This is a genomic window from Neomoorella stamsii (assembly GCF_002995805.1).
GTDB classification, from domain to species: domain Bacteria; phylum Bacillota; class DSM-521; order Neomoorellales; family Neomoorellaceae; genus Neomoorella; species Neomoorella stamsii.
Genome location: NZ_PVXL01000067.1, coordinates 17,799 through 39,501, shown reverse-complemented (window position 1 = coordinate 39,501; position 21,703 = coordinate 17,799). Strand labels below are relative to the sequence as shown.

The window sequence follows — 21,703 nt, the reverse complement described above, 5'->3', positions numbered from 1 at the left end:
CCGGGAAATGCCTTCGGCGAGGATGGCCTTGAGGGTGGGCAGCCCTTGTTCCCAGACCTCAGGCAGCACCTTGCGGGCGTACTTACCTCCCAGGAGGGCTTCCCAGGCCATGGGGCGGGGGAGCTAGAAGTTATTCTCTATTATCTTTAAAATTGCAGTTAACGTGGGTTCTATAGAGGGCTTAATTTGATCTTCATCGTGCATATGATGTGGCCTTGTTTTAATCTCTGGATGGTGGGGAGCATTATCCCATCTTTTTATCAGTTTCTTATTTTCATCCTGCCAGTGATAGGAATAATCCGTTTTATGTAAACGAGCATCTACATGCTCAAAAACGTGGAGTTCAGACCCATCAATAAACTTGATGATAAACCTGATGAAACCTCTATTAAGAGCAATCACTTCCTTAATAAGCCGGAATTCCTGGGTTAAAGCAAATGTGCTGGCGATTTTCTTTAGGAAGTCGAAGTATTCCTGGATCATTTTAATACCCCGAGCAAGGCTTCTTTTTCTATTTTTAGTTCATCCAGCATATCTTTTGTTGCTTTCCACTCAAAAAAATCCATATTATCATCCAGAGTACCTTGAATAAAATCTTGATAAAATGCTTCGGTAGTCATCCCATATTTCTTTTCAAAGTAGCCAAGGCTTTTTTTAAGTTCTTCAACAGTACGGTTTATTTCTTCTACCTTGGCGAGTAAAGTTTTCAGAACAAGTTTTTTAACCATTTTCTCATTGGCGTTTATTTTATCCGCATCCAGTCCCATTTGCACCACCCTTTTTGGTAAAATACTTTATCTGGAAGAAGGCTCGTTCGCTTTTTCCAGCGCCTGCTGGATAATCGCCTGGGCTTCCTCTTTGGAAGTGGCCTGGAAAAGTTGAACCATTATGGAATCAAGTAGTTCCAGGTCGTTAACTTTCCTGACTTTGGCAAGCCATTTAGGAGCTATGGGAGCATCTTTTATTTTTAAATAGGTGCAAATGGCCTCCTGGGCCTTTTTGATTTTACCCTCCCGGGCGCCTTCCGCCCGGCCTTTGGCCCGGCCTTTGGCCAGGCCTTTGGCCAGCCCTTCCGCCCGGCCTTTGGCCAGGCCCTCAATCCTGGCCTGCTCGGACCATTCCTTGAGCCATTCCTGCATTATAGGAGATTTATTAAAGATCTCTTTAATCCTCTGCCTTTCTTCAGGCGAATACATAAGTTGCTGCACCTCCTCCATTTCTTTGGGCCAGCGGCTTGGAGGAAAGGGCTACCTCTGCCTGGATTTCTACCTGGCCCGGCGGGGCGTCGGACAGCGCCTCCTTTAAAGCCGTCACAAAAACCGGGTGCCATTGCTTGTTGGGCAATTCTCCACTCCCTCTCGCTAAAAATATTATATCACGCCCGGGGAGATGGGAAGAAGTCTTTATCGAAATTTGTAACAGTTGACAGGGCACCATGGTGGTGCTATTATTTTTATCGTTATTACTTCGATATCGTAATATTCGGTTTCAAAGCAGGTGGTGGGATTGCAGGAAATCCAGCTATTAGAGCTTTTCAGCCGGGTGTACCGGCGGCTGGTGCGGCGGCTGGCGCCGCTGTTCCATGCGGAAGGTTTTTCCGGGACGGAGATCCTTGTTCTCTGGAAGGTGCATAAAAAGGGTTCTTTGCGGGCGACGGAGCTGGCCGGGCACATTGGCATCCCGCCCAGCACCTTTACCGGCATCTTTGACCGCCTGGTGGCCCGCGGGCTCCTGGAGCGGGTGCCGGACCCGGGGGACCGCCGCAGCGTCCTGGTGCGGGGCACGCCCGCCCTGGCAGAGTTGATAGGGCGGTTGATTGAAGCTATGGAAGAGGAATTGCGGCATATTTTTAAAGCGGTGCCGGAAGATTATTACCGGCGTTTAATGGCAGATTTAGAGCTGCTTTGCCGGTACCTGGAACAGGAAGAAGGGGAAAGCCATGGCCGGGCATGAAAAGGTACGAACAGAGGCGGTATCGGGCCTGCCGGGTGGAGAGGGCAGCCATGAGGGGAGCTGGCTTATCGCCGTCCTGGTGGCCCTCATCGGCGCTTTTATGGCCATCCTGGATTCCAGCATCGTCAACGTGGCGCTGCCGACCATGATGCGCGTTTTCAACACCGACACCGCCACCATTGAGTGGGTAGTCACTATTTACATGCTCGCCCTGGGTGTGGTTGTTCCCTTGAGCGGCTGGCTGGGTGACAAACTGGGTTTTAAACTGCTTTATATTCTTTCCCTGGGCGTTTTTACCCTGGGCTCGCTCCTGTGCACCATTAGCTGGAACGTCGATTCCATGATCGCTGCGCGGGTGATCCAGGCCCTGGGCGGGGGGATGATTATGCCCACCACCATGTCCATCATCTACCGCCTGGTGCCGCGGGAAAAGCAGGGCAGCGCAATGGGTTTATTTGGCATGGCCATGATTGTCGCCCCGGCCATAGGCCCCACCCTGGGAGGCTACCTGGTGGAGTACGTGGACTGGCGCTGGATTTTTACCATTAACCTGCCGGTAGGGCTCCTGGGGGTCATTCTTTCCTGGTTTTACCTGCCAGCCTTCCCCAGCCGTGAGGCCGGGCGCCTGGACATCGGCGGCGCCGTGACGGCGGCGGTTGGGCTTTTTTGCCTGCTGCTGGCCCTGAGCAAGGGCGGCGACTGGGGCTGGTCTTCGGAAGCCATCGTGCTGCTCTTTTATACCAGCGCGGTTTCCCTGGGCCTTTTTGTGTACCTGGAGCTGACCCAGGAAAATCCCCTCCTGGACCTGCGCGTCTTTCGTTACCTCACTTTTACGCTGGGAAACGTCATTGTCATCGTTACTTCCATCGGCCTTTTTGCCGGCGTGTTTTACATCTCCTTTTTCCTGCAGGTGGCCCGGGGCCTGGGTGCCATGGAGACGGGACTGATCACCATGCCAGGAGCCCTGGCCTCCGGGCTGGTGATGCCCCTGACGGGCTGGCTTTACGACCGCCTGGGACCCCGGCCGCTGGCGGTCGCGGGTATGCTCTGGCTGGGCTGGACCACCTATATTTTCCATAATATCGACGTTATCACGCCGACTTCCACCCTTTACCTGTGGGTGATCTTGCGCGGCCTGGGGATGTCCCTGGCCATGATGCCGGCCCAGACGGCGGCCCTGTCGGTTGTTCCTGCCGAACTGGTGGGCCGCGCGTCGGCCATTACCAATATCATCAACCGGGTTTCCTCCTCCTTCGGCATTGCCGTGCTGACAACCGTCCTGAACAACCGTGCGGCTATGCACGCCGCCCACCTGGCCAACGGGGTCACGGCGTCCAGCCTGGCGGCCGGCGAGTTTTTCCGGAAGGCGGGTCTACTGCTGGGCGGTGGGTCCACGGCTGGGGACCAGGCCAGAACCCTGGCGGCTGCTTACCTGCAGGGGATTATCGCCAGGACGGCTTTTGTCCGGGCCATTGACGACGTGTTTATTATCGCCGCGTTGATCGTCCTGGTGGGGCTGCTCCCGGCTTTTTTCCTGCAGAAAGGGTCGGGCGCTGCCAGGGCCACCTTCGGCAGCGAATGACGGGCACTGGCGGCAGGGTAATTTTTAAATAACCGGCCCTGCCTGGAAGGCACAACCAATCAGGAAAATAGAGTCAGGGAGAGGTAGAATAAATGAAAAGGCGAATGATTATCACAGTGGTACTCCTTTTAGCCCTGGCCGGGGCGGGAGGCATTGCCTACTACTACCATTACCAGGCCGTCAACTATGCCAGCACCGACGACGCCCGGGTGGCGGCGGATACGGTGACGGTCAGCCCAGAAATCCCCGGCAAGCTGCTGGCCTGGCTGGTGCAGGAAGGCGACATGGTCAAAGCCGGCCAGGTGCTGGGACGCCAGGATTTGGGAGCGGTACTGACCTCCAGCGCCGTCAGTCCCCAGGCCTTGGGGAGTACGGCGGGGGTGCTGGCCCAGAAGGCGGAAATAACGGCACCGGTCGGCGGCCAGGTGATCCAGTCCAGGGCCGTGGCCGGGGAAATGGTCGCCCCCGGTACGCCCCTGGCCGTTATTGCCGACACAGCCCACCTGTATATTAGCGCCAACATCAAAGAAACGGTGATTGAAAAGGTGAAGCCCGGCCAGGTAGTAGACATAAAAATCGATGCGTACCCCGGCCGGACCTTCAGCGGCCGGGTAGCCAGCATCAGCGGTGCGACGACATCCGTCTTTTCCCTGCTGCCGGCCCAGAACGCCAGCGGCAACTACACCAAGGTGCCCCAGGTCGTTCCGGTGAAGATCCAGCTCCTGGATACCGGTGACGTGAAACTGATGCCGGGAATGAACGCGACGGTGCGTATCCATATCAGGTAAAACATAGAGCGAAAGGCAAAGAGGGGAGCAAACCATGAGGACGTGGATAAAGAAAGCTATGGCACTCCTGGCGGCGGGAGCCCTGGCCCTGGCCGCCGGTTGCGGCACCAGGGCCGGGGCCGGCGACCGGGTAACAGTAAAAGCCGCCGACGCCGGCAGGGGGAAGCTGGCGGCCACGGTAGAGATAAGCGGCGCCCTGGCGCCGGTGCGGGTAGCCAATGTGGTCAGCAAACTGGCGGGGCAGGTGCTGGCCGTGAAGGCCGATGTCGGCGACCGGGTACAGGCCGGTCAGGTCCTGGTAGAGATCGATACGAAAGAACTCCAGGCCCAGCTCCAGCAGGCCGAGGCGGCCGTCCGCGGCGTCCAGGACCAGGCGGAACAGGCCAGGCTGGGCATGGAAGCGGCCCAGGTGAGTATTGATACAGCGCAGATCAAGCTGGACGCGGCCAGAAAAGATTATGAACGGGTTAAAGCCCTGGCCGCGGCCGGGGCTGCGTCCCAGAAACAACTGGACGATGCCCAGGCTGCTGTGGACCAGCTCCAGACGGCATGGCCGTGACGGTGGAATGACGCATTGGCCCGGCCAGGATTGACGGGACAATTGGCTAATGATAGGATGTAAAATAAAGGCATACTAATAATATATAGAGATATTTTCGGTCAAGAGAGGGGATGGTGATTTTATGTATGAGGAAAGGGCTAATCTTGATGCCGATTTTTTACGCAAGGTAGGTCCTGTGCTTAGGAATATGGGGTTTGCCAATGAGAGGGAAGCCTTAAAGGAGCAGGCTTTGCTCCTAATTTTAAGCAAGATAAACCGCTATCGAGCCGAATGCTCATACTACGAAAAAAAGTATGGTATGACTTTTGAAAAGTTTGCTGCCATGGTTCATGAAAATAGTGGCGAGGATTTCGAACATGAGGACGATCTCCTGGACTGGCGGTTTGCAAAGGAAACACTGGAAGATTTAATGCGCCAGAAAAAGGAGATTGAGGATGCTTAATGTCTTAAAGCCTTTCGGAGCATTATTAAGACTTATGTGGTTGAACTTTTTGAACGGGAAACCAATCGTAAGCGTTTAAAAGCAACCCTTACTTTTATCGATGGGAGCAAGCATTTCATAAAAGATTATAATTTTGGCTCTGAACGGAAGTATTCATATCACTGGGCAGATAGATATGGAGAACTTATTATTCGCTGGGACAATGCTCCTCACTGGCACCAGTTTGCCACCTTTCCTCATCATAAGCATATAGGTTCACCAGAAAGAGTAGAACCATCATTAGAGATAGATCTCAGTGCGGTATTGCAGTTCATTAAGAGCCAAATAAGCCAAATAAGTGATTAGTACGGATATAGCGCTATTTTCTTTTGTGGTTGTTGAGGCTGTGCCTAGCAGATTTTAAGCCTATCCGGGGGATTCTGGTATCTTTCAGGGCTTCCCTGGAGGGGATAATAATATGACGCAAGAATTTGTCCGGTTAAAGCGGCTTCTTGACATGAAACGCGAGGAAGAGTTAGATAAGCGCCGGGCCATGGCCTGGCTGAAGGCCCGTCAGGTGGCCTCCTTTTTGCGGGATACTTACGGCGCGCAGGAGGTTATCCTCTATGGTTCCCTGGCGCGGGGCGATTTCCGGCAAGGGTCCGATATTGATCTTTATATCAAGGGCTTTACAGGCCCCTACTGGCAGATGCTGGCCCGGGCCGGGCGCCTGGCCGCACCCTTTGATGTCAGCATAGTGTGCGCCGAGGACGCCCTGCCATCTTTACAGGAAGAAGTTGCCCGGGAAGGGGTGAAAATTTGATCCCTGAAAAATACCTCCTGCTGGAAGCCCGTATTCGTAAAGATGGCTTTCAGGCACGTTTTCCGTAACATTTATGGTTTTAACCTGGACCCGGCAAAAATTCGCCAGCTCTTGGAGGGATTGCCGGAGCTGGCCGGTGATTTTAAGAAGGACCTGCATCTTTTTATCCTTAGAATGCGCCGGATCCTCGGGCTTGACAGTAGCAGCGAGGTATAACCAATTCTTATTCCAGCTCTCCCCGGAGGTAATCGACGAACTGCCGGGCGGTGCGGCCGCTGGCACCGTTCTGGTAGAGGGCCCACTGCAGGGCGCGGCGGCGCAGCTCGGCTGGTTCCATTTGCAGGCCGGCTTTGCGGGCTAGCTCGCGGACAATGGTTAGGTACTGCTCCTGGTCCGGGCTGGGGAAGATGACGGTAAGGCCGAAGCGTTCCGCCAGGGAGAGCTTCTCCTGGACGGTGTCCTGCAGGCGCACCTCGCCGCCAGTATTCGGCGCGCGGTCGGCGAAGAATTCCTTCACCAGGTGGCGGCGATTGGAGGTAGCGTAAACCAGGACGTTGGCCGGCCGTACCTGCAGGCTCCCTTCCAGCAGGCCCTTCAGCTCTTTATATTCCACCTCGTCCTCTTCAAAGGAAAGGTCGTCGATGAAAATGATAAACTTCTGCGGCCGGGGGGCGAGGATTTTTAGTATCTCCTGGTAGTCGCCCAGGTACTTTTTGGGTAACTCTATAAGCCTGAGGCCCCGGGAACCGTAGGCATGCAGGAGGGCCTTGACCGTCGACGACTTGCCGGTACCCCGGGCGCCGTAGAGGAGGATGTTGACGGCCGGCAGGCCGCGCAGGAATTTCTCGGTATTGTGAATGACCTCCCGGCGCTCGGCTTCGTAGCCCACCAGGTCGGCCAGGGTGATGGGGTCGGGGCGGTCGATACATACGAGCCTGCCGCCCGCCGGGCCGCGTTCCCAGCGGAAGGCCCAGTAGGAGCCGAAGATGCCCGTACCCCAGGTGTGGTAGTAGTCGGCCAGGAGCTTGATACCATCCCGGCCCCAGTCGCCGGCGGCCAGGAGTTTTTCCTTGATCTCCTGGCGGGCCACCTCCGGTGGCTGGAAGGGCCGGTCCGGGTTGAGGGGTTGAAGCTGCGTCCAGTCGGGGATGGGAGCCTGAAGGGCGGCCGCATAAGCTGCGGGGCCCAGCCCGGCCAGAGCCTGTAGGGAACGCAGGTCCTGCCGGGCAGCGTCTTTAAGGGCAGCGCTTATATTATTCCACCCCTGCTGCCCGGCTTTAAGGGTAAAGGTATTTTCAGCCTCAATGACGCGGTCGAGGAGGTAGTTCTGCCAGGGGTCGCCGGTAAAGGGTTCCTGGTAGAGTTCGGTGGCGCCGGCCAGCAGCCGGAAAAAGCGGCGGCAGGCGGCGGCCAGCTCCCCGCCGGGCGCCTGTTTGCCTGTACCGTTGCCGGCACCTACCCTTGTCCCGTCGCCGGCACCTGCCCTGCCGGCCGCTTTCTCGTCCCTTTCCTCTCCTTCGCCCAGCAAGCGGCAGACTTCAAGGAAGGCGGCGATAACAGGGTCGCCGGTGAGATCCTGGTAGATAAGCAGGTCGCTGTTCTGGCGGTAGATCTGCTGGAAAGTATTGGGAGCAAACATTTGCTGAGGAACCTCCTGAAAGCAAACAACTAACCCCATTCATATAAAAATTACACTACAATTTCCGGCTTAAAGCAAGGATTTTTTGCGCTTAAGGATTTTTTCGGCATAATTATAATTTCGGGATAGTCTTTTTTGTTTTGTTGCTTAAAATGGTTAATTCCAGTAAAATTAAGGTCAAGGTGATGTAAGTGTGTGGCTGCAGGAAGGTGGATATTTTGAATTCCCCCAAATATTTGCCGGCCGGAGCGCGCCTGGATAAAGCGGTAGCTAATGCCATAACCGGGTATCTCAATCGCTGCCAGGATGTGGTGGCGGCGTACCTTTTTGGTTCTTACGCCCGCGGGACCGGCCGGGAGCGCAGCGATATCGACGTGGCCGTGTTATTTGTCGGTAGCGAAGATAAATTGCAGCGTTTTGACCGCCGGCTGGAAATAATTATCGACCTGGAAAGGGTGACGGGGAAAAAGGTGGATGTCATTGACATTCAGGCAGCACCTTTACTGCTGCAGCACCAGATCTTAAAGGACGGGATTTTACTGGTCGATAAAAATCCCCGCTACCGGGTGGCGTTTGAAGTTTGGTCCAGGCGCACTTATTTTGACCTGCAATCTTTTCTGGAGAGGCGTAATAAAAAAATTATCGCTAAAGTCCTGGAGAGTGGCTTAAATGGTTGATATCGAAGTTATAAGGCACCGCCTGGCTTTGTTAAGTGAGTATATAGCTGACTTGGAAGTAGAAAAGGACGTCAGCTTAAAAGAGTTCCTGGCCGATAAACGGCTGCGCCGGTATGTTGAACGGACTTTACACCTGGCTGTAGAAAGCTGCATAGATATTGCCAGCCATATTATTTCCGATGAGGGATTACGGGAGCCACGGGATAATAAAGATATTTTTGCTGTTTTAGGTGAAGCCGGCTACCTGCCTGAGGAATTGACCAAAAAACTTATGAAGATGGCCCAATTTCGTAACATTATTGTCCATGATTATGCTCGACTTGATGCTGAGGTCATCTGGGGTATATTAAAGCGTGATCTTGGGGATTTGAATCATTTTATGTTAACTATAAAAGAACAACTGGGAATTAGCTAATGGGGCAACGGTTGCTGTTATTTTTTATCGCTTTATATTTTATGTTAACTCTGTCCGGTACGGGAAGCCGGACGGAAGGCTGGCCCCTGGCGGCGCCGGTGGCGCGGGCGGATATTGTCGTTTACGGCGGCGGGCTGGCCGGATGCGCGGCGGCCTGGAAGGCGGCGGCGACGGCGCCGGACAGGTCGGTAGCCCTGGTGGTCCCCTACCCCGAGCGCCAGTACGGCGGCCTGGCCACGGCTGGCGGCCAGAACTTCTGGGACGTGCGCTACTGGGCCCGGGATGGAAGGCTTGTGCAGGGGGGGTCTTTTGTCCACTGGTTTAAAGCTGTGGGACCATTTTACCGCACGGCTGACCTGGCGGTACGGATTGCCGCCGACCTGGGCAGGCTGCCTAATCTCCAGACTTACTGGGCCATGGATATTACTGCCGTCCGGAAGGACTGGCGCGGGCGGCTCCAGGCCCTGGCCCTGCGGGGCCTGCAGCGGGATGCCGCCGGGACGGTAATCTGGGGTGAAGAGCGCCAGATACTGGCCGCGACCATCTTTGTTGACGCCTCGGAAGACGGGCGGCTCAGCCGCTTGAGTGCGGCCGGCGTAACGGTGGGCCGGGAAGACTGGCCCGTCGAATTTTTGGCGGCGGACCTGGTTAGCAAGGAAGAGGTGCGGCGTCTTAAGAGCCTGCGGCTGCAAGGCGGTACTGCCGGCGCCAGAGGAATAGCGGCTGGCCGGCCGGGGCCCGGCCACGATGGGGATATCCTGCTGCCCCGCCAGCAGGCGGCCACCCTCATGTTCAAGGTACGGGGAGTGCAGCCCGGCCGTTACCGGGATATGATTTTCCGCCAGGAGCGGGGTGCCTGGGGGGCCTATGGTGGCAGGGAAGTTTACATAAATGATCCGGTGGTAACTGGCTTTAACGACAGGTACGGTCCCGCGGGCTTTGCTCTAAAGCCCCTCAATGCCGCCCAGGACGGGCCGGGGAGCCCGGAGTGGTGGGTCAATGCCCTCCTCATCTTTAATGTCGACGGCCGGGCGAATGCCCGCGACCGCGGGCATGACCCTTACCCTCGCGATATGGCTCCGGGCGCTCTGGATACCGATACGGCCTGGCAAAAAGGCCGGGAGATGCTCGACAATCCTGATTTCATCAGGGCTTTGCGCCGTTTTGATGGTTTTAATGAGGCGGAACTGGTGCGGGATGGACAGGGCCGGCCGCTTACCGGGGCGATGCTATACTTGCGGGAAACGATTCATACGGTGGTCGACCCCCGGGAAGCGGGACCGGGGACGGAGGACAGCAATTATGCCCTGACCGCGGCGGCCACCCATGGGGCAGGGTCTGGCCCGGCAGAGGGCAATGATCTAGGGAATTATGTAAACCGTATTGGTCTGGGCTTCTACTGGCAGGATATTAATGCCTATCATTTCAGCGACCTTAAAGGCAGCGATGGCCGCTACCGCTGGCCGGTGACATCCTTTTTGCGGCCTGATTACCCCCGGACGACGCCAGGGCCGGACGCATGGCCGCAAAACCCGGTCTATATCCCCTTTAATACCCTCCTCAGCCGCCCGGTGCCCAATTTGCTCATCCCCGGCTACGCGGCCAGTATTTCCTCCCTGGCCTGGGCCGAGCTGCGAGTACTGCCCAATAGTTGCATCCTGGGAGATGCCGCCGGGGTGGCGGCGACCTACGCCTTGACGAAGGGACGCGATCCGGGAACCTTCACCGACGCCGACGTGGCGGCCGTCCGGGAGATCCTCGTGCAGCACTTTGGCGCCAGGGTGGATAAGTAACCAGCGCTACAGGCGCAACTTCGCCATAATCCCCTTGCTGGCGGAATTCAAAAGCGCGGACCAGAACTTCATATGCTTCGATTAACCTGTACTTAATTAAAGTGCGTTTGTGGTTATCTTCTTTCATACTTTTATCCCTTCTTTTTTTATCGACCGGTAGAGTGGCGAAATAGAAAAAGGTCCGTTTAGTGCTTCATTACGATTAACTGCCAGTGGTACTATAACCACATCGTTTTCAAATCCCACTTCCCAGGCCACTTCGCTGATTAAACGTTTTTGTTCCCGTGAAAGAGGACCAGTCTCTAAATACAGATCAAGATCTGAATCGGGGCTGGCTTGCCCGCGTGCCCGGGATCCAAATAGACGTACCTCGTAAAGAGGGATCTTCCCTGTGAGACGCTCTTTTACCTTCCTGGCAATGGCCAGGTCTTTAGCGGCCATCATTGTTCTTTCTCCTTCCGTTCTTTCCTTATTCATCATCTTAGCATTTTATGGGAAAAAATCAATGTAATCATGTATTGTGGCAGGAAATAGCACTTACTGTACCGAATAGTTAACAACATCAAGCCGGGAGAGGGGAATGGCGGATGAGGTTGCAGGCGCGCCGGTGGCTTTTCTTTCTGGCCGTCTTTTTAACGGTTTTCCTGTGTGATCTGGCCGCAGCCCGGGCTGCGGCGCCGGGGTGGTCCCTCCTGGACGAGGTGCGTGCCCTGGCGGAAAAAAATTATGCCGGTCCTATTGATCAGGCAACCCTGGAAGCTGGGGCCGTCCGGGGTCTGGTGGAGTCCCTGGGCGATCCTTATAGTGAATACATAGCCCCGGAAGATTTATCTTCTTTTGCCTCCTCGCTCAACGATGAGTATACGGGTGTAGGGATTATTTTTCAGGAAGTTGAGGGGCAGGTGGTTATCAGTAACATTGTCCCCGGCTCGCCGGCGGCCCGGCTGGGGGTCAGGGCCGGGTCGGTGGTGGAGAGCGTGGACGGGCGGCCGGTGAAGGGCCTGCCCCTGGAGGAGGTAGCTGGGCTCTTGAAAGGCCAACCGGGAACCTATCTGGACCTGACGGTGACCATGCCTGGCAGCGATAGTCGCCATAGTTATTTCCTGCGGCGGGAGGTAATCCGGCCGCCAGTGGTCAGCAGCCGCCTGCTGGCCGGGCCGGTGGGCTACCTTTACCTGCGCTCCTTCCCCTACTGGGCGCCTGGGGAGGTAGAAACGGCGCTGGCGGAGCTGGAAGACCAGGGCGCCCGGGGCCTGATCCTGGACCTCCGGGGTAACCCCGGCGGCTACCTGGATGCTGCCCTGGAGATTGCTTCCCTGTTCTTGCTCTGGGATAAACCTGTGGTGCAGGTGGTGAGGCGGGATAAAAAGGTTACCGTCCTCCGTTCCCGGGGACCGGGCCAGGACCTGCCCATGGTGGTCCTGGTGGACCGTGATACGGCCAGCGCGGCGGAGATCCTGGCCGGGGCCCTGCAGGCCAATCACGCTGCCATTCTGATAGGAACCCGGACCTACGGGAAAGGGGCACTGCAGACCATCTTTCCTTTGAGCAATGGCGGCGTTTTAAAATTAACTACTGCATATTATCTTACTCCTGCCGGTCAAGCTATTGATGGGGAAGGGCTAATACCTGATATTGAAGTGACGGAGGGCCGGGAGCAGTTAGACCGCGCCTTGAAGGTCCTGCGGGCGCAAATTGCCCCGCCCCTGGTGGCCGGCAACCTGGCCTGCAGGTAATTTACTTCACCTTGCAAGAAGTATCGGGAAGGAGAAGCTGCTTATGCCGGCGACTCTTGCATCTATTCGCGAGCGGGCCAGGGTGCTCCTGGAGGGCATCTGCCATGCCTGCCCGGTATGCGACGGCCGGCGCTGTCCTACCGGCGTGCCGGGGATGGGCGGTATTGGTACCGGGGCGTCCTTCCGCAATAACTTTACCGCCCTGGCGGCCTGGCAGGTTAACTTGCGCGTCCTCCACGACCGCAAGGATCAGGACCTGGGCTTGCGGCTTTTCGGCCAGAAGCTGGCCTTTCCTATTCTGGGTGCGGCCGTAGCCGGGGCCAGGGTCAATTTCCAGGGACGTGTTAGCGAAGAAGAACTGGCGCGGGCCTTTGTCCTGGGAGCGGCCGAGGCCGGCAGTCTCTCCTTCACCGGGGACGGTCCCCTGCCGGAACTCATGGACGCCGGTCTTAAGGCCATCAAAGCTGCTGGGGGGCGGGGTATCCCGGTCATCAAACCCCGGGAAGATGGGGAAATAGTGAGCCTCATCCGCCGGGCTGAGGATGCCGGCGCCGTGGCCGTAGGTATCGATGTCGACGCTGCCGGGCTGGTGAATATGACCCGCGCCGGCCAGCTGGTGGAACCCAAGACGGTGGAGCAGATTGCCGGGATCGCGGCGGCGACCTCTCTTCCCCTAATTTTGAAGGGCGTTATGACGGTAGCCGACGCGGAGACCGCCGTGGCCGGCGGGGCGGCGGCCATTGTGGTTTCCAATCACGGCGGCCGCGCCCTGGACCACACGCCGGGGACGGCGGCGGTGCTGCCGGAGATTGCGGCGGCGGTGGGAGATAAAATAACGGTCCTGGCCGACGGCGGCGTGCGCTCGGGTGTGGATGTCCTGAAGATGCTGGCCCTGGGCGCCCGGGCGGTCCTGGTGGGCCGGCCCCTGGCCATTGCTGCCATCGGCGGCGGCGCCGCCGGCGTGAGGCTGCAACTGGAGGCCCTGGCTGACGACCTGGCCGTTGCCATGCGCCTTACCGGTTGCGGCGATTTAGGGGATATAGAACCGGGGATATTGAGCCCTATCCGAATTTCTTGATTTTGCCCGTTCAAAGTTAAATATGCAAAATAGTAAAATCTAGAGCAAAAAAAGTTACTGACTGGTGCGTAGATTTAGTGTTATAATAACACTAAATTGGCGGAAAGCGTTTGATGGGAGGGTTGGCTAGATCTGATGGATCCTGGTAGCAACAATGATGTGAACATTAAGGCAAAAGCCCTGGCAGAGGTCCTGGAACGCTATGCCGGGACAAAGGGAGCATTGATCCCTCTCCTCCAGGAAGCCCAGGAGATTTACGGTTACCTGCCGCGAGAGGTCATGCAGGAGATTGCCAGGAGGCTGAAAATACCTTTCAGCCAGGTTTACGGCGTGGCTACTTTTTATACCCAGTTTCACCTGAAACCCCGGGGGCGGAACATCATCCGTGTCTGCCAGGGTACGGCCTGCCACGTGCGGGGGGGTGCCCGGCTGCTGGAGGCTATTTCTGCAGCCCTGGGCATTGGCAAAAATGAAACTACCGCCGACGGCCGCTTTACCCTGGAAACGGTGGCCTGCCTGGGTTCCTGCGGGCTGGCCCCGGTGATGATGATTAACGAAGAAACCTACGGGCGGCTGGCGCCTGAGAAGATCCCGGCCATCCTGGAAAAATACTAGCTATACGACTATGACGTCGCGAGCTTCCACAGCATGGATATAAAAAGACTTCTATTTTTAGGTGGGGGTGAAACTGAATTGCAGGACTTGAAGGAATGGCGGGAAACTTTGCAGCAGCAATCTCACCGGGGGGACAGGCCGTCCATTACCGTGGGCATGAGCACCTGCGGCCAGGCGGCCGGGGGAGCGAAGGTAATGGCGGCCCTGGAAGATGAGATAGCCAGGCGGGGTTTGCAGGTAGATATAAGCCAGACGAGCTGTATCGGCATGTGTTACGCTGAGCCCATTGTGGAAGTAGCCCTGCCGGGGAAACCGCGGGTGTTTTACGGTGACGTAACGCCGGAGCGGGTCCCCGGCTTGATTGAAAAGCATGTGGTTCAGGGGGAGCCTGTTACTGAATGGGCGCTTATTCAGGTGCCCGGTGAGGCAAATCCCTATGAAGGCATCCCGGTGATGCCGGGAAGCACTTACTATGGGCGGCAGGTACGGGTGGTGACTTCCCGCCTGGGGCTTACCAACCCGGAAAGCCTGGAAGAATATATCGCCACCGGCGGCTATGAGGCCCTGGAAAAGGTCCTGGGCCAGATGACCCCGGAACAGGTTATCGAAGAAATCAAGATCTCGGGCCTGCGCGGCCGGGGCGGCGCCGGCTTTCCTACCGGCCTGAAATGGGGTTTTACCCGCAGCGCGCCGGGGGACAAAAAGTATGTGGTCTGCAACGCCGATGAGGGCGATCCCGGCGCCTTTATGGATCGCAGCGTCCTGGAAGGCGACCCCTTTTCCGTTATTGAGGGCATGACCATCGCCGCTTATGCCATTGGCGCCGATGAGGGCTATATTTACTGCCGCGCCGAGTACCCCCTGGCCATCAAGCGCCTGAAAATGGCCATTGCCGCGGCGGGAGAAAAGGGCCTGCTGGGCCAGAATATCCTGGGGACGGGCTTTAATTTTGACCTGCATATCAAGGCCGGTGCTGGCGCCTTCGTCTGCGGCGAGGAGACGGCCCTGCTCGCTTCCATCGAAGGCAAGCGGGGCATGCCCCGGGTGCGGCCGCCCTTCCCGGCGCAGCAGGGGTTATGGGGTAAGCCTACCAATATCAATAATGTCGAAACCTACGCCAACGTCCCCTTTATTATCAAGAACGGCGGCCAATGGTTTGCCGCCATGGGCACGGAAAAGAGCAAGGGGACCAAGGTCTTCTGCCTGACGGGCAAGGTCAAAAAGACCGGGCTCATCGAAGTGCCTATGGGGATAACTCTGCGGGAAATTATCTTTGATATTGCCGGCGGTATTCAGGATGATAAGCAGTTCAAGGCCGTCCAGATCGGCGGCCCGTCGGGCGGCTGTCTGCCCGAGGACAAGCTCGACCTGCCGGTGGACTATGATTCCCTGACCCGGGCCGGGGCCATCATGGGTTCCGGCGGCATGGTGGTCATGGATGAGAATACCTGTATGGTAGATGTGGCGCGCTTTTTCCTGAACTTTACCCAGGCGGAATCCTGCGGCAAGTGTACCCCCTGCCGGGAGGGCACCAAACGAATGCTGGAGATCCTCACCCGCATCTGTGAGGGCCAGGGGAAGATGGAAGACCTGGATACCCTGGAGCGCCTGGCGCGGGTAGTCAAGAATACGGCCCTCTGCGGCCTGGGGCAGACCTGCCCCAACCCCATCCTCTCCACCCTTCAGTACTTCCGCCACGAATATGAGGCCCACATCAAAGATAAACGCTGCCCGGCCCATGTCTGCCAGGCCTTGCTGGTCTATACCATTGACGCCGGCAAGTGTACCGGTTGCGGCGCCTGTGCCCGCGCCTGCCCGGCGGGGGCCATCAGCGGCGAGAAAAAGCAGCCGCACCGGATTGATCCCGCCCTGTGCATCAAGTGCGGCAGTTGTATGGAGAAGTGCAAGTTCGGGGCCATATCCAGGTTGTAGCGAAGAACGAAAATGGTGGGTTTTAGAGACTTTAAGCTCCAACTTCCCACATCTATTTACGTAGGGGGGAAAACAGATGGCTGATGTCACCTTGACCATAGATGGCAAGAGAATTACCGTACCGGCCGGGACAACGGTCTTGCAGGCCGCCCGGGATAACGGCATCTTTATCCCTACCCTTTGTCATGACCCGAAGCTCACGCCCTGGGGCGGCTGCCGCCTGTGTGTGGTGGAAATCGAGGGTATGCGCGGCCTGCTGGCCTCCTGCGTGACCACCGTCGCTGAGGGTATGGTGGTGCAGACGGCTTCGCCGCAAGTAGTTGAAGCCCGCAAAATGATGCTGGAATTATTGCTGGCCAACCATCCCCAGGACTGCCTCACCTGCAGCAAGAGCGGCGCCTGCAGCCTGCAGGATTACGCCTACTATTACGGCGTAAGGGGAGACAAATTCCACGGGGAAAAACACGACTATCCCCTGGAGGATGACAACCCCTTCATCGTGCGGGATATGAACAAGTGTATCCTGTGCGGCAAGTGCATCCGCGTTTGCGCGGAAGTCCAGGTTAACAACGTCATCGACTTTGCCCATCGCGGTTTCAACACCAGGGTAACCCCGGCCATGGATCTAACCTTAAGGGAATCGGAGGAATGTGTCTTTTGCGGCAACTGTGTCCAGGTCTGCCCGGTGGGGGCCCTGGCGGAGAAGGCGAGTTTATGGCAGGGCCGCGAGTGGGAGCTGACGAAAGTGCGGACCACCTGCACCTTCTGCGGCGTGGGCTGCAACCTGGAGGTCAGCGTGAAGGACGACCATGTGGTACGTGTCCGCGGTTATGACAACCCCCTGGTCAATAGCGGCTGGCTCTGCGTCAAGGGCCGCTTTGGCGCCGACTTTGCCGAAAGCCCGGACCGCATTACCCGGCCCCTCATCCGCGTGGGCGAGCGGGGCGAGGGCCGCTTCCGGGAAGCTACCTGGGACGAGGCCCTTGACTATACCGCCCGGCGCCTGCAAGAGATCAAGGAACAGTACGGCAGCCGGGCCATCGCTGCCTTGAGTTCGGCCCGGTGTACCAACGAAGAAAACTACCTTATGCAGAAGTTCATGCGGGCGGTGATCGGCACCAACAACGTCGATCACTGCGCACGGACCTGACATGCCCCTACCGTGGCCGGTCTGGCCATTGCATTCGGTAGCGGCGCCATGACGAACTCCATCGCTGAAATCGAGCATAACGACGTCCTGCTCATTATCGGTTCTAATACCACCGAGGCCCACCCGGTCATCGGCCAGAAGATGAAGCAGGCCGCCCGGCGGGGGGCCAGGCTCATCGTCGTTGACCCGCGCCGGATCGAGCTGGTGGAGCACGCCCACCTGTGGCTGCCCATCAGACCCGGGACCAATGTGGCTTTGATAAACGGCTTGATGTACGTCATCATCACGGAAGGCCTGGTGGATAAAAAGTTTATCGAGGAAAGGACGGAAGGTTTTGAGAGCCTCTGGGCCGTGGTCCAGAACTACCCGCCGGAGCGGGTGGCGGGGATTACCGGTGTGCCGGCGGAGAAGATCTACGCCGCGGCGCGGCTTTACGCCACGACTGACAGGGCGGGGATCTTCTATACCCTGGGCATCACTGAGCATACCAGCGGTACCAGCAACGTCATGAACCTGGCGAATCTGGCCATGATTACCGGCCATGTGGGCAAAGAGTTCAGCGGCGTTAACCCCCTGCGCGGCCAGAATAACGTCCAGGGGGCCTGCGACATGGGCGCCCTGCCCGATGTCTTCCCCGGCTACCAGAAGGTGGCCAACCCGGAGGTGCGGGAGCGCTTTGCCGCCGCCTGGAACTGCCAGCTGGACGCCACCCCGGGCCTCCGTATCCCGGAGATGATCGACCTGGCGGCCGGGGGCTATATCAGGGCCATGTATATCATGGGCGAAGACCCGGCCCTGACGGACCCGGATATCACCCACGTGCGCAAAGCCCTGGCCAACCTGGACTTCCTGGTAGTGCAGGATCTCTTTATCTCCGAGACGGCGAAGTTTGCCGACGTCATCCTGCCCGGCGCCAGTTTCCTGGAGAAGGACGGCACCTTCACCAGTACCGAGCGCCGGGTGCAAAGGGTGCGCCGGGCCTTAAGCCCCAGGGGCGAGTCCCGGCCCGACTGGCAGATTATCTGCGACCTGGCGACGCGCCTGGGCTACCCCATGCACTACGACTCCCCGGAGCAGATTTTCGCCGAGATGGCGAGTCTCACCCCCAGCTATGCCGGTATGAGCTACGCCCGCCTGGAGGGTAATGGCCTGCAGTGGCCCTGCCCAACGCCGGAACACCCGGGGACTAAATTCCTCCATGCCGGCAGGTTCCCGCGGGGCAAGGGCCTGCTCCAGGGTATTGAGTACCAGCCGCCGGCCGAGCTGACGGATGAGGAATATCCCATTTTGCTGACTACCGGCCGCATGCTGTATCACTATGGCATTACCACCCGCCATTCGCCTTCCCTGGAAAGCTACCGGCCGGAAGAGCTGGCGGAGATTAACCCCGCCCAGGCGGCCGAGCTGGGCGTCCAGACGGGGGACAGGGTAACGGTAGTCTCCCGCCGCGGCCGGTTGGTGACGAAAGTTAAAGTGACGGACCGGGTGCCGCCGGGGATAATGTTCATGACCTACCACTACAAAGAGTCCCCGGTGAACATCTTGACCAACGCCGCCTTTGACCCCATCGCCAAGACGGCGGAATACAAGGTGACCGCGGTACGGTTGGAACCGGCGAGTTGAAAACCGTCTAGCCTTAAAAACTAAGGGGTGCTGTTATGCACCCCTTAGCCATTTTTCTATTACTTTGCGAAATATATGGAGTAAGCAATTGCCAGTGAACCTAACAGGACAGCAAAGAATGTGGCTACGCTCCACCACCGTGTATTATCCAGTTTGCCATCAAGACGGTTGATATCATTTTTTACTTCCTGGCGTAGGGCTTCAATTTTATTGTCAAACCTGGCTTCCTGGGCTTCTTTAGTATCACTTATTTGCTTTTGTAGATCGTTTTTTACATTACTTATCTTGGCCCCAAGGTCATCCTTGGTGTCGCTGATTTGTTTTTGTAGATCGCTATTGAGATTACTTATCTTGGCCTCAAGGCCCTCTTTAGTGTCGCTGATTTGCTTCTGCAGGTCGCTTTTGACGTTATTTATCTTGGCTTCAAGGCCATCCTTGGTGTCGCTGATTTGTTTTTGTAGATCGTTTTTGACATTATTTATCCTGTCTGCCAGGGTGTCTTTAGTGTCAACGAGCTGCTTTTGCAGATCGCCTTTGACATTACTTATTCTATCCACCAGCAGGTAAAAGCCAAAGTCCGCCAGTTTTTCCTCTCCTGCAGCAGCTTCCCGCCTTCCAGAAACTATCTCCTGCCGGGCTTCTTCAGCCATAGCTGCCACCCCTTTCGCTCCTCTAATAACATCTTACTATGCTTTACCAGCTTTGTCTATCTTATTTTCCTCTTTTAACTTCCGCCACAGGGTGGTGCGGCTGACACCTAAGCGGCGGGCGGCTTCGGCCTTATTGCCTCCCGCTTCGGCCAGGACGCGTTTAATCAACCCGCGCTCCAGGGTGCTCACCTGGCCAGCCAATCTTTTTATCCTTCCTTCTCCTGCTGCGCCTTCTCCGGGGACCTCCGGCTCCGGCACTGTTACCAACCCCAGGGCCTGGCGAACTTCAGCAGCGCTGATGGTGGTCCCATGGCAGCGTAAGGCCAGGCGTTCCATGCAGTTGCGCAGCTCCCGGATGTTTCCCGGCCACTGGTACTGGAGCAACTCCCTGGCTGCCTCCGGCGTGAGGTTCCCTGCCGGCCGCTGCAATTGGCGGCAGAATTCCTGGAGGAAATGTTCGGCCAGGAGGAGCACATCGGCCCCGCGCTCCCGCAAAGGCGGGATTTCCAGGTTAAGGACGTTGATGCGGTAGTAAAGGTCTTCCCGGAAGGCCTGTTCCTTGACCATCTGCGCGAGATTCCGGTGGGTGGCAGCAATAACCCTCACGTTGACGGGGATGATGCGGTCATCCCCCAGGCGCATGATCTCCCCCTCTTCCAGGACCCGCAGTACCCGGGCTTGAAGGCGGGGCGACATTTCCCCGATTTCATCCAGGAAGATGGTCCCCTCGTGGGCCAGTTCGAAAAGGCCGGGCTTGCCACCTTTGCGGGCGCCGGTAAAGGCCCCTTCGGCGTAGCCAAAAAGTTCGCTTTCCAGGAGGTTTTCCGGCAGGGCGGCGCAGTTGACGGCAACAAAGGGACCATTCTGCCGGGGGCCGGCCAGGTGGATGGCATGGGCGAACATTTCCTTGCCCGAACCTGTCTCGCCGTGGATGAGGACCGTTGACTGGACGGCGGCGTACTCCCGGGCCAGGCGCACGGATTCCTTTAAGGATGGGCTTTCACCAAGGATGTCGGCAAAGGTATACTTGGCCACGTGGCCGCGCCCGGCCAGCCGGCGCCGGACCTTGTGCTCCAGGCTTTGCAGGCTGGAAATATTCTGGAAAGTAGTTACCACTCCTACGGTGCGGCCGTCGACAATGATGGGTACCCGGTTGGCCACCACCCGGGTATTGCCGATGTCCAACAGTTCCCCCAGTTCCGGTCTGCCTGTTTGCAGCAAGATATGGCACTGGGCGGCGGGAATGACTTCCGTCACCGGGCGGCCGATAGCATCCTCGGCGCGCCAGCCGGAGAGCTTTTCCGCCACGGGGTTAAAGACGGTAATCCGGCCTTCTTCATCCAGGGCGATGATGCCGTCGTAGGCAAAATCCAGGATAGCCTTGAATTGTTCGGCCCGGCGTTTCTCCTGCTGGCGGACCTGTAACACCCGCTGGGCCTCCTTGAGGGCCTGGTAGACTGTTTCCTTCCCGGAAGTGATTATAACGCTGTTTAAGCCAAAATTGCGCGCCTCGCGGGCCATGGCAATTTTCCCAATGATTACTTCGGCGCCGGCCTCCTTGAGGGCCATGATGCCCCGCCGGATGTCATCATCCTGGTTTTTCAGGGTGTACTTGAGGAAAGTATCTCCCAGGATGGTTTCCAGGCTCTCCAGGCCCTGGATGACATCAGGGACGTCGGCGATGCCAATCGGACCGCCGAATTGTTTGGCCTGGTAATAGGCCCGCAGGATGTCGTAGCCGCCAATGGGCACATCTACCACCGGGAGGTCCACGGCCTGCTGGATGAGCCAGGCCGTCACGCCGCGGCTGACTATTACCTGGCAACCGTTTCTAGCCAGGTCGCGGGCCAGGTTGGCCCCTTCTTCTACCCGGGCAACGTGGATGGACAGGTCCAGGCCCAGCTCCAGGCTCACCTGGCGGGCGATGTGGGCCAGGTCTTCATAGGGAGCAATAAAGGCAATTTCCGCCACCAACCTGTTCCTCCTGATTTTCATTCTTGCAGTTGCGACAGCAGGTGGCCACCTGCAGGAAGTGTTTTTCGTTACAAAGATGAAACATTACGGGCTTTAGAGTTACTATTCGACGTTTAAACAGTTTTTCCTTGCGGGTTTGAAAATTTGGTTAACCCCCCAAGATGGCGGGCATAAAAGACCAGAGGCTGTTGAGAAGATAATTCGGGCTCTCTGTTGGTATTGCAGTGAAACATAGATAAACGTTACAGATAATTGTAAATGTAATATTAATGAAACACGAGGATTCCCGGCC

General features: G+C 57.3%; 24 protein-coding genes. 16 read left to right on the top strand and 8 right to left on the bottom strand.

From position 1 onward, the window contains the following. Positions 1 to 123: 123 nt before the first annotated feature. From MOST_RS14370 to MOST_RS17360, 4 genes are read right to left on the bottom strand one after another with little or no spacing between them, the layout of a single operon-like run. Positions 124 to 483, bottom strand: coding sequence for a toxin-antitoxin system TumE family protein (locus MOST_RS14370; RefSeq protein WP_054937521.1), 360 nt, complete (start codon positions 481 to 483; stop codon positions 124 to 126). Next, positions 480 to 767, bottom strand: coding sequence for a hypothetical protein (locus MOST_RS14365; RefSeq protein WP_054937522.1), 288 nt, complete (start codon positions 765 to 767; stop codon positions 480 to 482). Before MOST_RS14365 ends, MOST_RS14370 begins: the two co-directional genes overlap by 4 nt. 27 nt (positions 768 to 794) lie before the next feature. Then, positions 795 to 1,196 carry a FliH/SctL family protein gene (locus MOST_RS14360; RefSeq protein ID WP_054937523.1) on the bottom strand — a complete coding sequence of 134 codons (402 nt, stop codon included), beginning with the start codon at positions 1,194 to 1,196 and terminating at the stop codon, positions 795 to 797. Beyond that, positions 1,183 to 1,344: a hypothetical protein gene (locus MOST_RS17360; RefSeq protein WP_157049499.1), complete on the bottom strand. Its 162-nt coding sequence runs from the start codon at positions 1,342 to 1,344 to the stop codon at positions 1,183 to 1,185. Before MOST_RS17360 ends, MOST_RS14360 begins: the two co-directional genes overlap by 14 nt. A gap of 162 nt (positions 1,345 to 1,506) precedes the next feature. On the opposite strand from MOST_RS17360, the gene MOST_RS14355 reads away from it, so the two are divergent. The 8 genes from MOST_RS14355 to MOST_RS17505 all read left to right on the top strand — a co-directional run bounded on the left by MOST_RS14355 (position 1,507) and on the right by MOST_RS17505 (position 6,345). Continuing rightward, positions 1,507 to 1,953: a MarR family winged helix-turn-helix transcriptional regulator gene (locus MOST_RS14355; protein ID WP_054937524.1), complete on the top strand. Its 447-nt coding sequence runs from the start codon at positions 1,507 to 1,509 to the stop codon at positions 1,951 to 1,953. Continuing rightward, positions 1,940 to 3,535 carry a DHA2 family efflux MFS transporter permease subunit gene (locus MOST_RS14350; RefSeq protein ID WP_054937525.1) on the top strand — a complete coding sequence of 532 codons (1,596 nt, stop codon included), beginning with the start codon at positions 1,940 to 1,942 and terminating at the stop codon, positions 3,533 to 3,535. Before MOST_RS14355 ends, MOST_RS14350 begins: the two co-directional genes overlap by 14 nt. Positions 3,536 to 3,627: 92 nt before the next feature. Continuing rightward, entirely contained in the window at positions 3,628 to 4,323 is a 696-nt protein-coding gene (locus tag MOST_RS14345) for an HlyD family secretion protein (RefSeq protein WP_054937526.1), read from the top strand. Positions 4,324 to 4,357: 34 nt separating this feature from the next. Beyond that, positions 4,358 to 4,882: an efflux RND transporter periplasmic adaptor subunit gene (locus MOST_RS14340; RefSeq protein WP_083476736.1), complete on the top strand. Its 525-nt coding sequence runs from the start codon at positions 4,358 to 4,360 to the stop codon at positions 4,880 to 4,882. A 124-nt stretch (positions 4,883 to 5,006) separates the two neighbouring features. After that, on the top strand, positions 5,007 to 5,327 hold the full coding sequence (locus tag MOST_RS14335) for a hypothetical protein (RefSeq protein WP_054937527.1): 321 nt from the start codon (positions 5,007 to 5,009) through the stop codon (positions 5,325 to 5,327). 36 nt (positions 5,328 to 5,363) lie between these two features. Continuing rightward, a complete protein-coding gene (locus tag MOST_RS14330) occupies positions 5,364 to 5,672 on the top strand; it encodes a toxin-antitoxin system TumE family protein (RefSeq protein ID WP_244267147.1) in 309 nt (102 codons plus the stop codon). Between the two features lie 112 nt (positions 5,673 to 5,784). Further along, complete coding sequence (locus MOST_RS14325; RefSeq protein WP_054937528.1) at positions 5,785 to 6,129, top strand: nucleotidyltransferase family protein; 345 nt, start codon at positions 5,785 to 5,787, stop codon at positions 6,127 to 6,129. 42 nt (positions 6,130 to 6,171) lie between these two features. Further along, positions 6,172 to 6,345: a ribonuclease toxin HepT-like protein gene (locus MOST_RS17505; protein ID WP_157049500.1), complete on the top strand. Its 174-nt coding sequence runs from the start codon at positions 6,172 to 6,174 to the stop codon at positions 6,343 to 6,345. A gap of 7 nt (positions 6,346 to 6,352) precedes the next feature. Here MOST_RS17505 and MOST_RS14320 read toward each other — a convergent pair whose 3' ends face one another. Beyond that, on the bottom strand, positions 6,353 to 7,768 hold the full coding sequence (locus MOST_RS14320) for an ATP-binding protein (RefSeq protein ID WP_054937529.1): 1,416 nt from the start codon (positions 7,766 to 7,768) through the stop codon (positions 6,353 to 6,355). Positions 7,769 to 7,986: 218 nt separating this feature from the next. Here MOST_RS14320 and mntA point away from each other — a divergent pair, with 218 nt between their 5' ends. Genes mntA through MOST_RS14305 form a run of 3 tightly spaced genes read left to right on the top strand, consistent with a single transcriptional unit; the run spans position 7,987 to position 10,653 of the window. After that, positions 7,987 to 8,445, top strand: a complete 459-nt coding sequence (gene mntA, locus MOST_RS14315; RefSeq protein WP_054937530.1) for a type VII toxin-antitoxin system MntA family adenylyltransferase antitoxin — start codon at positions 7,987 to 7,989, stop codon at positions 8,443 to 8,445. After that, on the top strand, positions 8,438 to 8,860 hold the full coding sequence (gene hepT, locus MOST_RS14310) for a type VII toxin-antitoxin system HepT family RNase toxin (protein WP_054937531.1): 423 nt from the start codon (positions 8,438 to 8,440) through the stop codon (positions 8,858 to 8,860). Before mntA ends, hepT begins: the two co-directional genes overlap by 8 nt. Before the next feature lie 11 nt (positions 8,861 to 8,871). Next, on the top strand, positions 8,872 to 10,653 hold the full coding sequence (locus tag MOST_RS14305; protein WP_161952857.1) for an FAD-dependent oxidoreductase: 1,782 nt from the start codon (positions 8,872 to 8,874) through the stop codon (positions 10,651 to 10,653). Between the two features lie 123 nt (positions 10,654 to 10,776). On the opposite strand, the gene MOST_RS14300 is transcribed toward MOST_RS14305, so the two are convergent. Then, positions 10,777 to 11,097 carry a nucleotidyltransferase family protein gene (locus tag MOST_RS14300; protein ID WP_054937533.1) on the bottom strand — a complete coding sequence of 107 codons (321 nt, stop codon included), beginning with the start codon at positions 11,095 to 11,097 and terminating at the stop codon, positions 10,777 to 10,779. 143 nt (positions 11,098 to 11,240) lie between these two features. Here MOST_RS14300 and MOST_RS14295 point away from each other — a divergent pair, with 143 nt between their 5' ends. The 5 genes from MOST_RS14295 to fdhF all read left to right on the top strand — a co-directional run bounded on the left by MOST_RS14295 (position 11,241) and on the right by fdhF (position 18,787). Further along, positions 11,241 to 12,389: a S41 family peptidase gene (locus MOST_RS14295; protein WP_054937534.1), complete on the top strand. Its 1,149-nt coding sequence runs from the start codon at positions 11,241 to 11,243 to the stop codon at positions 12,387 to 12,389. Between the two features lie 43 nt (positions 12,390 to 12,432). Then, complete coding sequence (locus tag MOST_RS14290) at positions 12,433 to 13,467, top strand: alpha-hydroxy-acid oxidizing protein (protein WP_054937535.1); 1,035 nt, start codon at positions 12,433 to 12,435, stop codon at positions 13,465 to 13,467. A gap of 135 nt (positions 13,468 to 13,602) precedes the next feature. Then, positions 13,603 to 14,082, top strand: coding sequence for an NADH-quinone oxidoreductase subunit NuoE (gene nuoE, locus MOST_RS14285; RefSeq protein WP_054937536.1), 480 nt, complete (start codon positions 13,603 to 13,605; stop codon positions 14,080 to 14,082). A 78-nt stretch (positions 14,083 to 14,160) separates the two neighbouring features. Further along, positions 14,161 to 16,014 carry an NADH-quinone oxidoreductase subunit NuoF gene (nuoF, locus tag MOST_RS14280; RefSeq protein ID WP_054937537.1) on the top strand — a complete coding sequence of 618 codons (1,854 nt, stop codon included), beginning with the start codon at positions 14,161 to 14,163 and terminating at the stop codon, positions 16,012 to 16,014. Between the two features lie 76 nt (positions 16,015 to 16,090). Continuing rightward, complete coding sequence (fdhF, locus tag MOST_RS14275; protein WP_083476742.1) at positions 16,091 to 18,787, top strand: formate dehydrogenase subunit alpha; 2,697 nt, start codon at positions 16,091 to 16,093, stop codon at positions 18,785 to 18,787. 59 nt (positions 18,788 to 18,846) lie between these two features. Here fdhF and MOST_RS14270 read toward each other — a convergent pair whose 3' ends face one another. Both MOST_RS14270 and MOST_RS14265 read right to left on the bottom strand, forming a co-directional pair. Continuing rightward, positions 18,847 to 19,446 (bottom strand): hypothetical protein, encoded by a 600-nt coding sequence (locus tag MOST_RS14270; RefSeq protein ID WP_054937540.1) that lies wholly within the window; start codon positions 19,444 to 19,446, stop codon positions 18,847 to 18,849. Between the two features lie 27 nt (positions 19,447 to 19,473). Continuing rightward, positions 19,474 to 21,408 (bottom strand): sigma 54-interacting transcriptional regulator, encoded by a 1,935-nt coding sequence (locus MOST_RS14265; protein WP_054937558.1) that lies wholly within the window; start codon positions 21,406 to 21,408, stop codon positions 19,474 to 19,476. Positions 21,409 to 21,703: the final 295 nt, after the last annotated feature.

Excerpts from the sequence above, each read along its gene's own strand:
- MOST_RS14370 (WP_054937521.1), bottom strand. The coding sequence starts at position 483 with ATGATCCAGGAATACTTCGACTTCCTAAAGAAAATCGCCAGCACATTT.
- MOST_RS14365 (WP_054937522.1), bottom strand. The coding sequence starts at position 767 with ATGGGACTGGATGCGGATAAAATAAACGCCAATGAGAAAATGGTTAAA.
- MOST_RS14360 (WP_054937523.1), bottom strand. The coding sequence starts at position 1,196 with ATGTATTCGCCTGAAGAAAGGCAGAGGATTAAAGAGATCTTTAATAAA.
- MOST_RS14350 (WP_054937525.1), top strand. The coding sequence starts at position 1,940 with ATGGCCGGGCATGAAAAGGTACGAACAGAGGCGGTATCGGGCCTGCCG.
- MOST_RS14345 (WP_054937526.1), top strand. The coding sequence starts at position 3,628 with ATGAAAAGGCGAATGATTATCACAGTGGTACTCCTTTTAGCCCTGGCC.
- MOST_RS14340 (WP_083476736.1), top strand. The coding sequence starts at position 4,358 with ATGAGGACGTGGATAAAGAAAGCTATGGCACTCCTGGCGGCGGGAGCC.
- MOST_RS14335 (WP_054937527.1), top strand. The coding sequence starts at position 5,007 with ATGTATGAGGAAAGGGCTAATCTTGATGCCGATTTTTTACGCAAGGTA.
- MOST_RS14325 (WP_054937528.1), top strand. The coding sequence starts at position 5,785 with ATGACGCAAGAATTTGTCCGGTTAAAGCGGCTTCTTGACATGAAACGC.
- MOST_RS17505 (WP_157049500.1), top strand. The coding sequence starts at position 6,172 with ATGGCTTTCAGGCACGTTTTCCGTAACATTTATGGTTTTAACCTGGAC.
- MOST_RS14320 (WP_054937529.1), bottom strand. The coding sequence starts at position 7,768 with ATGTTTGCTCCCAATACTTTCCAGCAGATCTACCGCCAGAACAGCGAC.
- hepT (WP_054937531.1), top strand. The coding sequence starts at position 8,438 with ATGGTTGATATCGAAGTTATAAGGCACCGCCTGGCTTTGTTAAGTGAG.
- MOST_RS14300 (WP_054937533.1), bottom strand. The coding sequence starts at position 11,097 with ATGATGGCCGCTAAAGACCTGGCCATTGCCAGGAAGGTAAAAGAGCGT.
- MOST_RS14295 (WP_054937534.1), top strand. The coding sequence starts at position 11,241 with ATGAGGTTGCAGGCGCGCCGGTGGCTTTTCTTTCTGGCCGTCTTTTTA.
- MOST_RS14290 (WP_054937535.1), top strand. The coding sequence starts at position 12,433 with ATGCCGGCGACTCTTGCATCTATTCGCGAGCGGGCCAGGGTGCTCCTG.
- nuoE (WP_054937536.1), top strand. The coding sequence starts at position 13,603 with ATGGATCCTGGTAGCAACAATGATGTGAACATTAAGGCAAAAGCCCTG.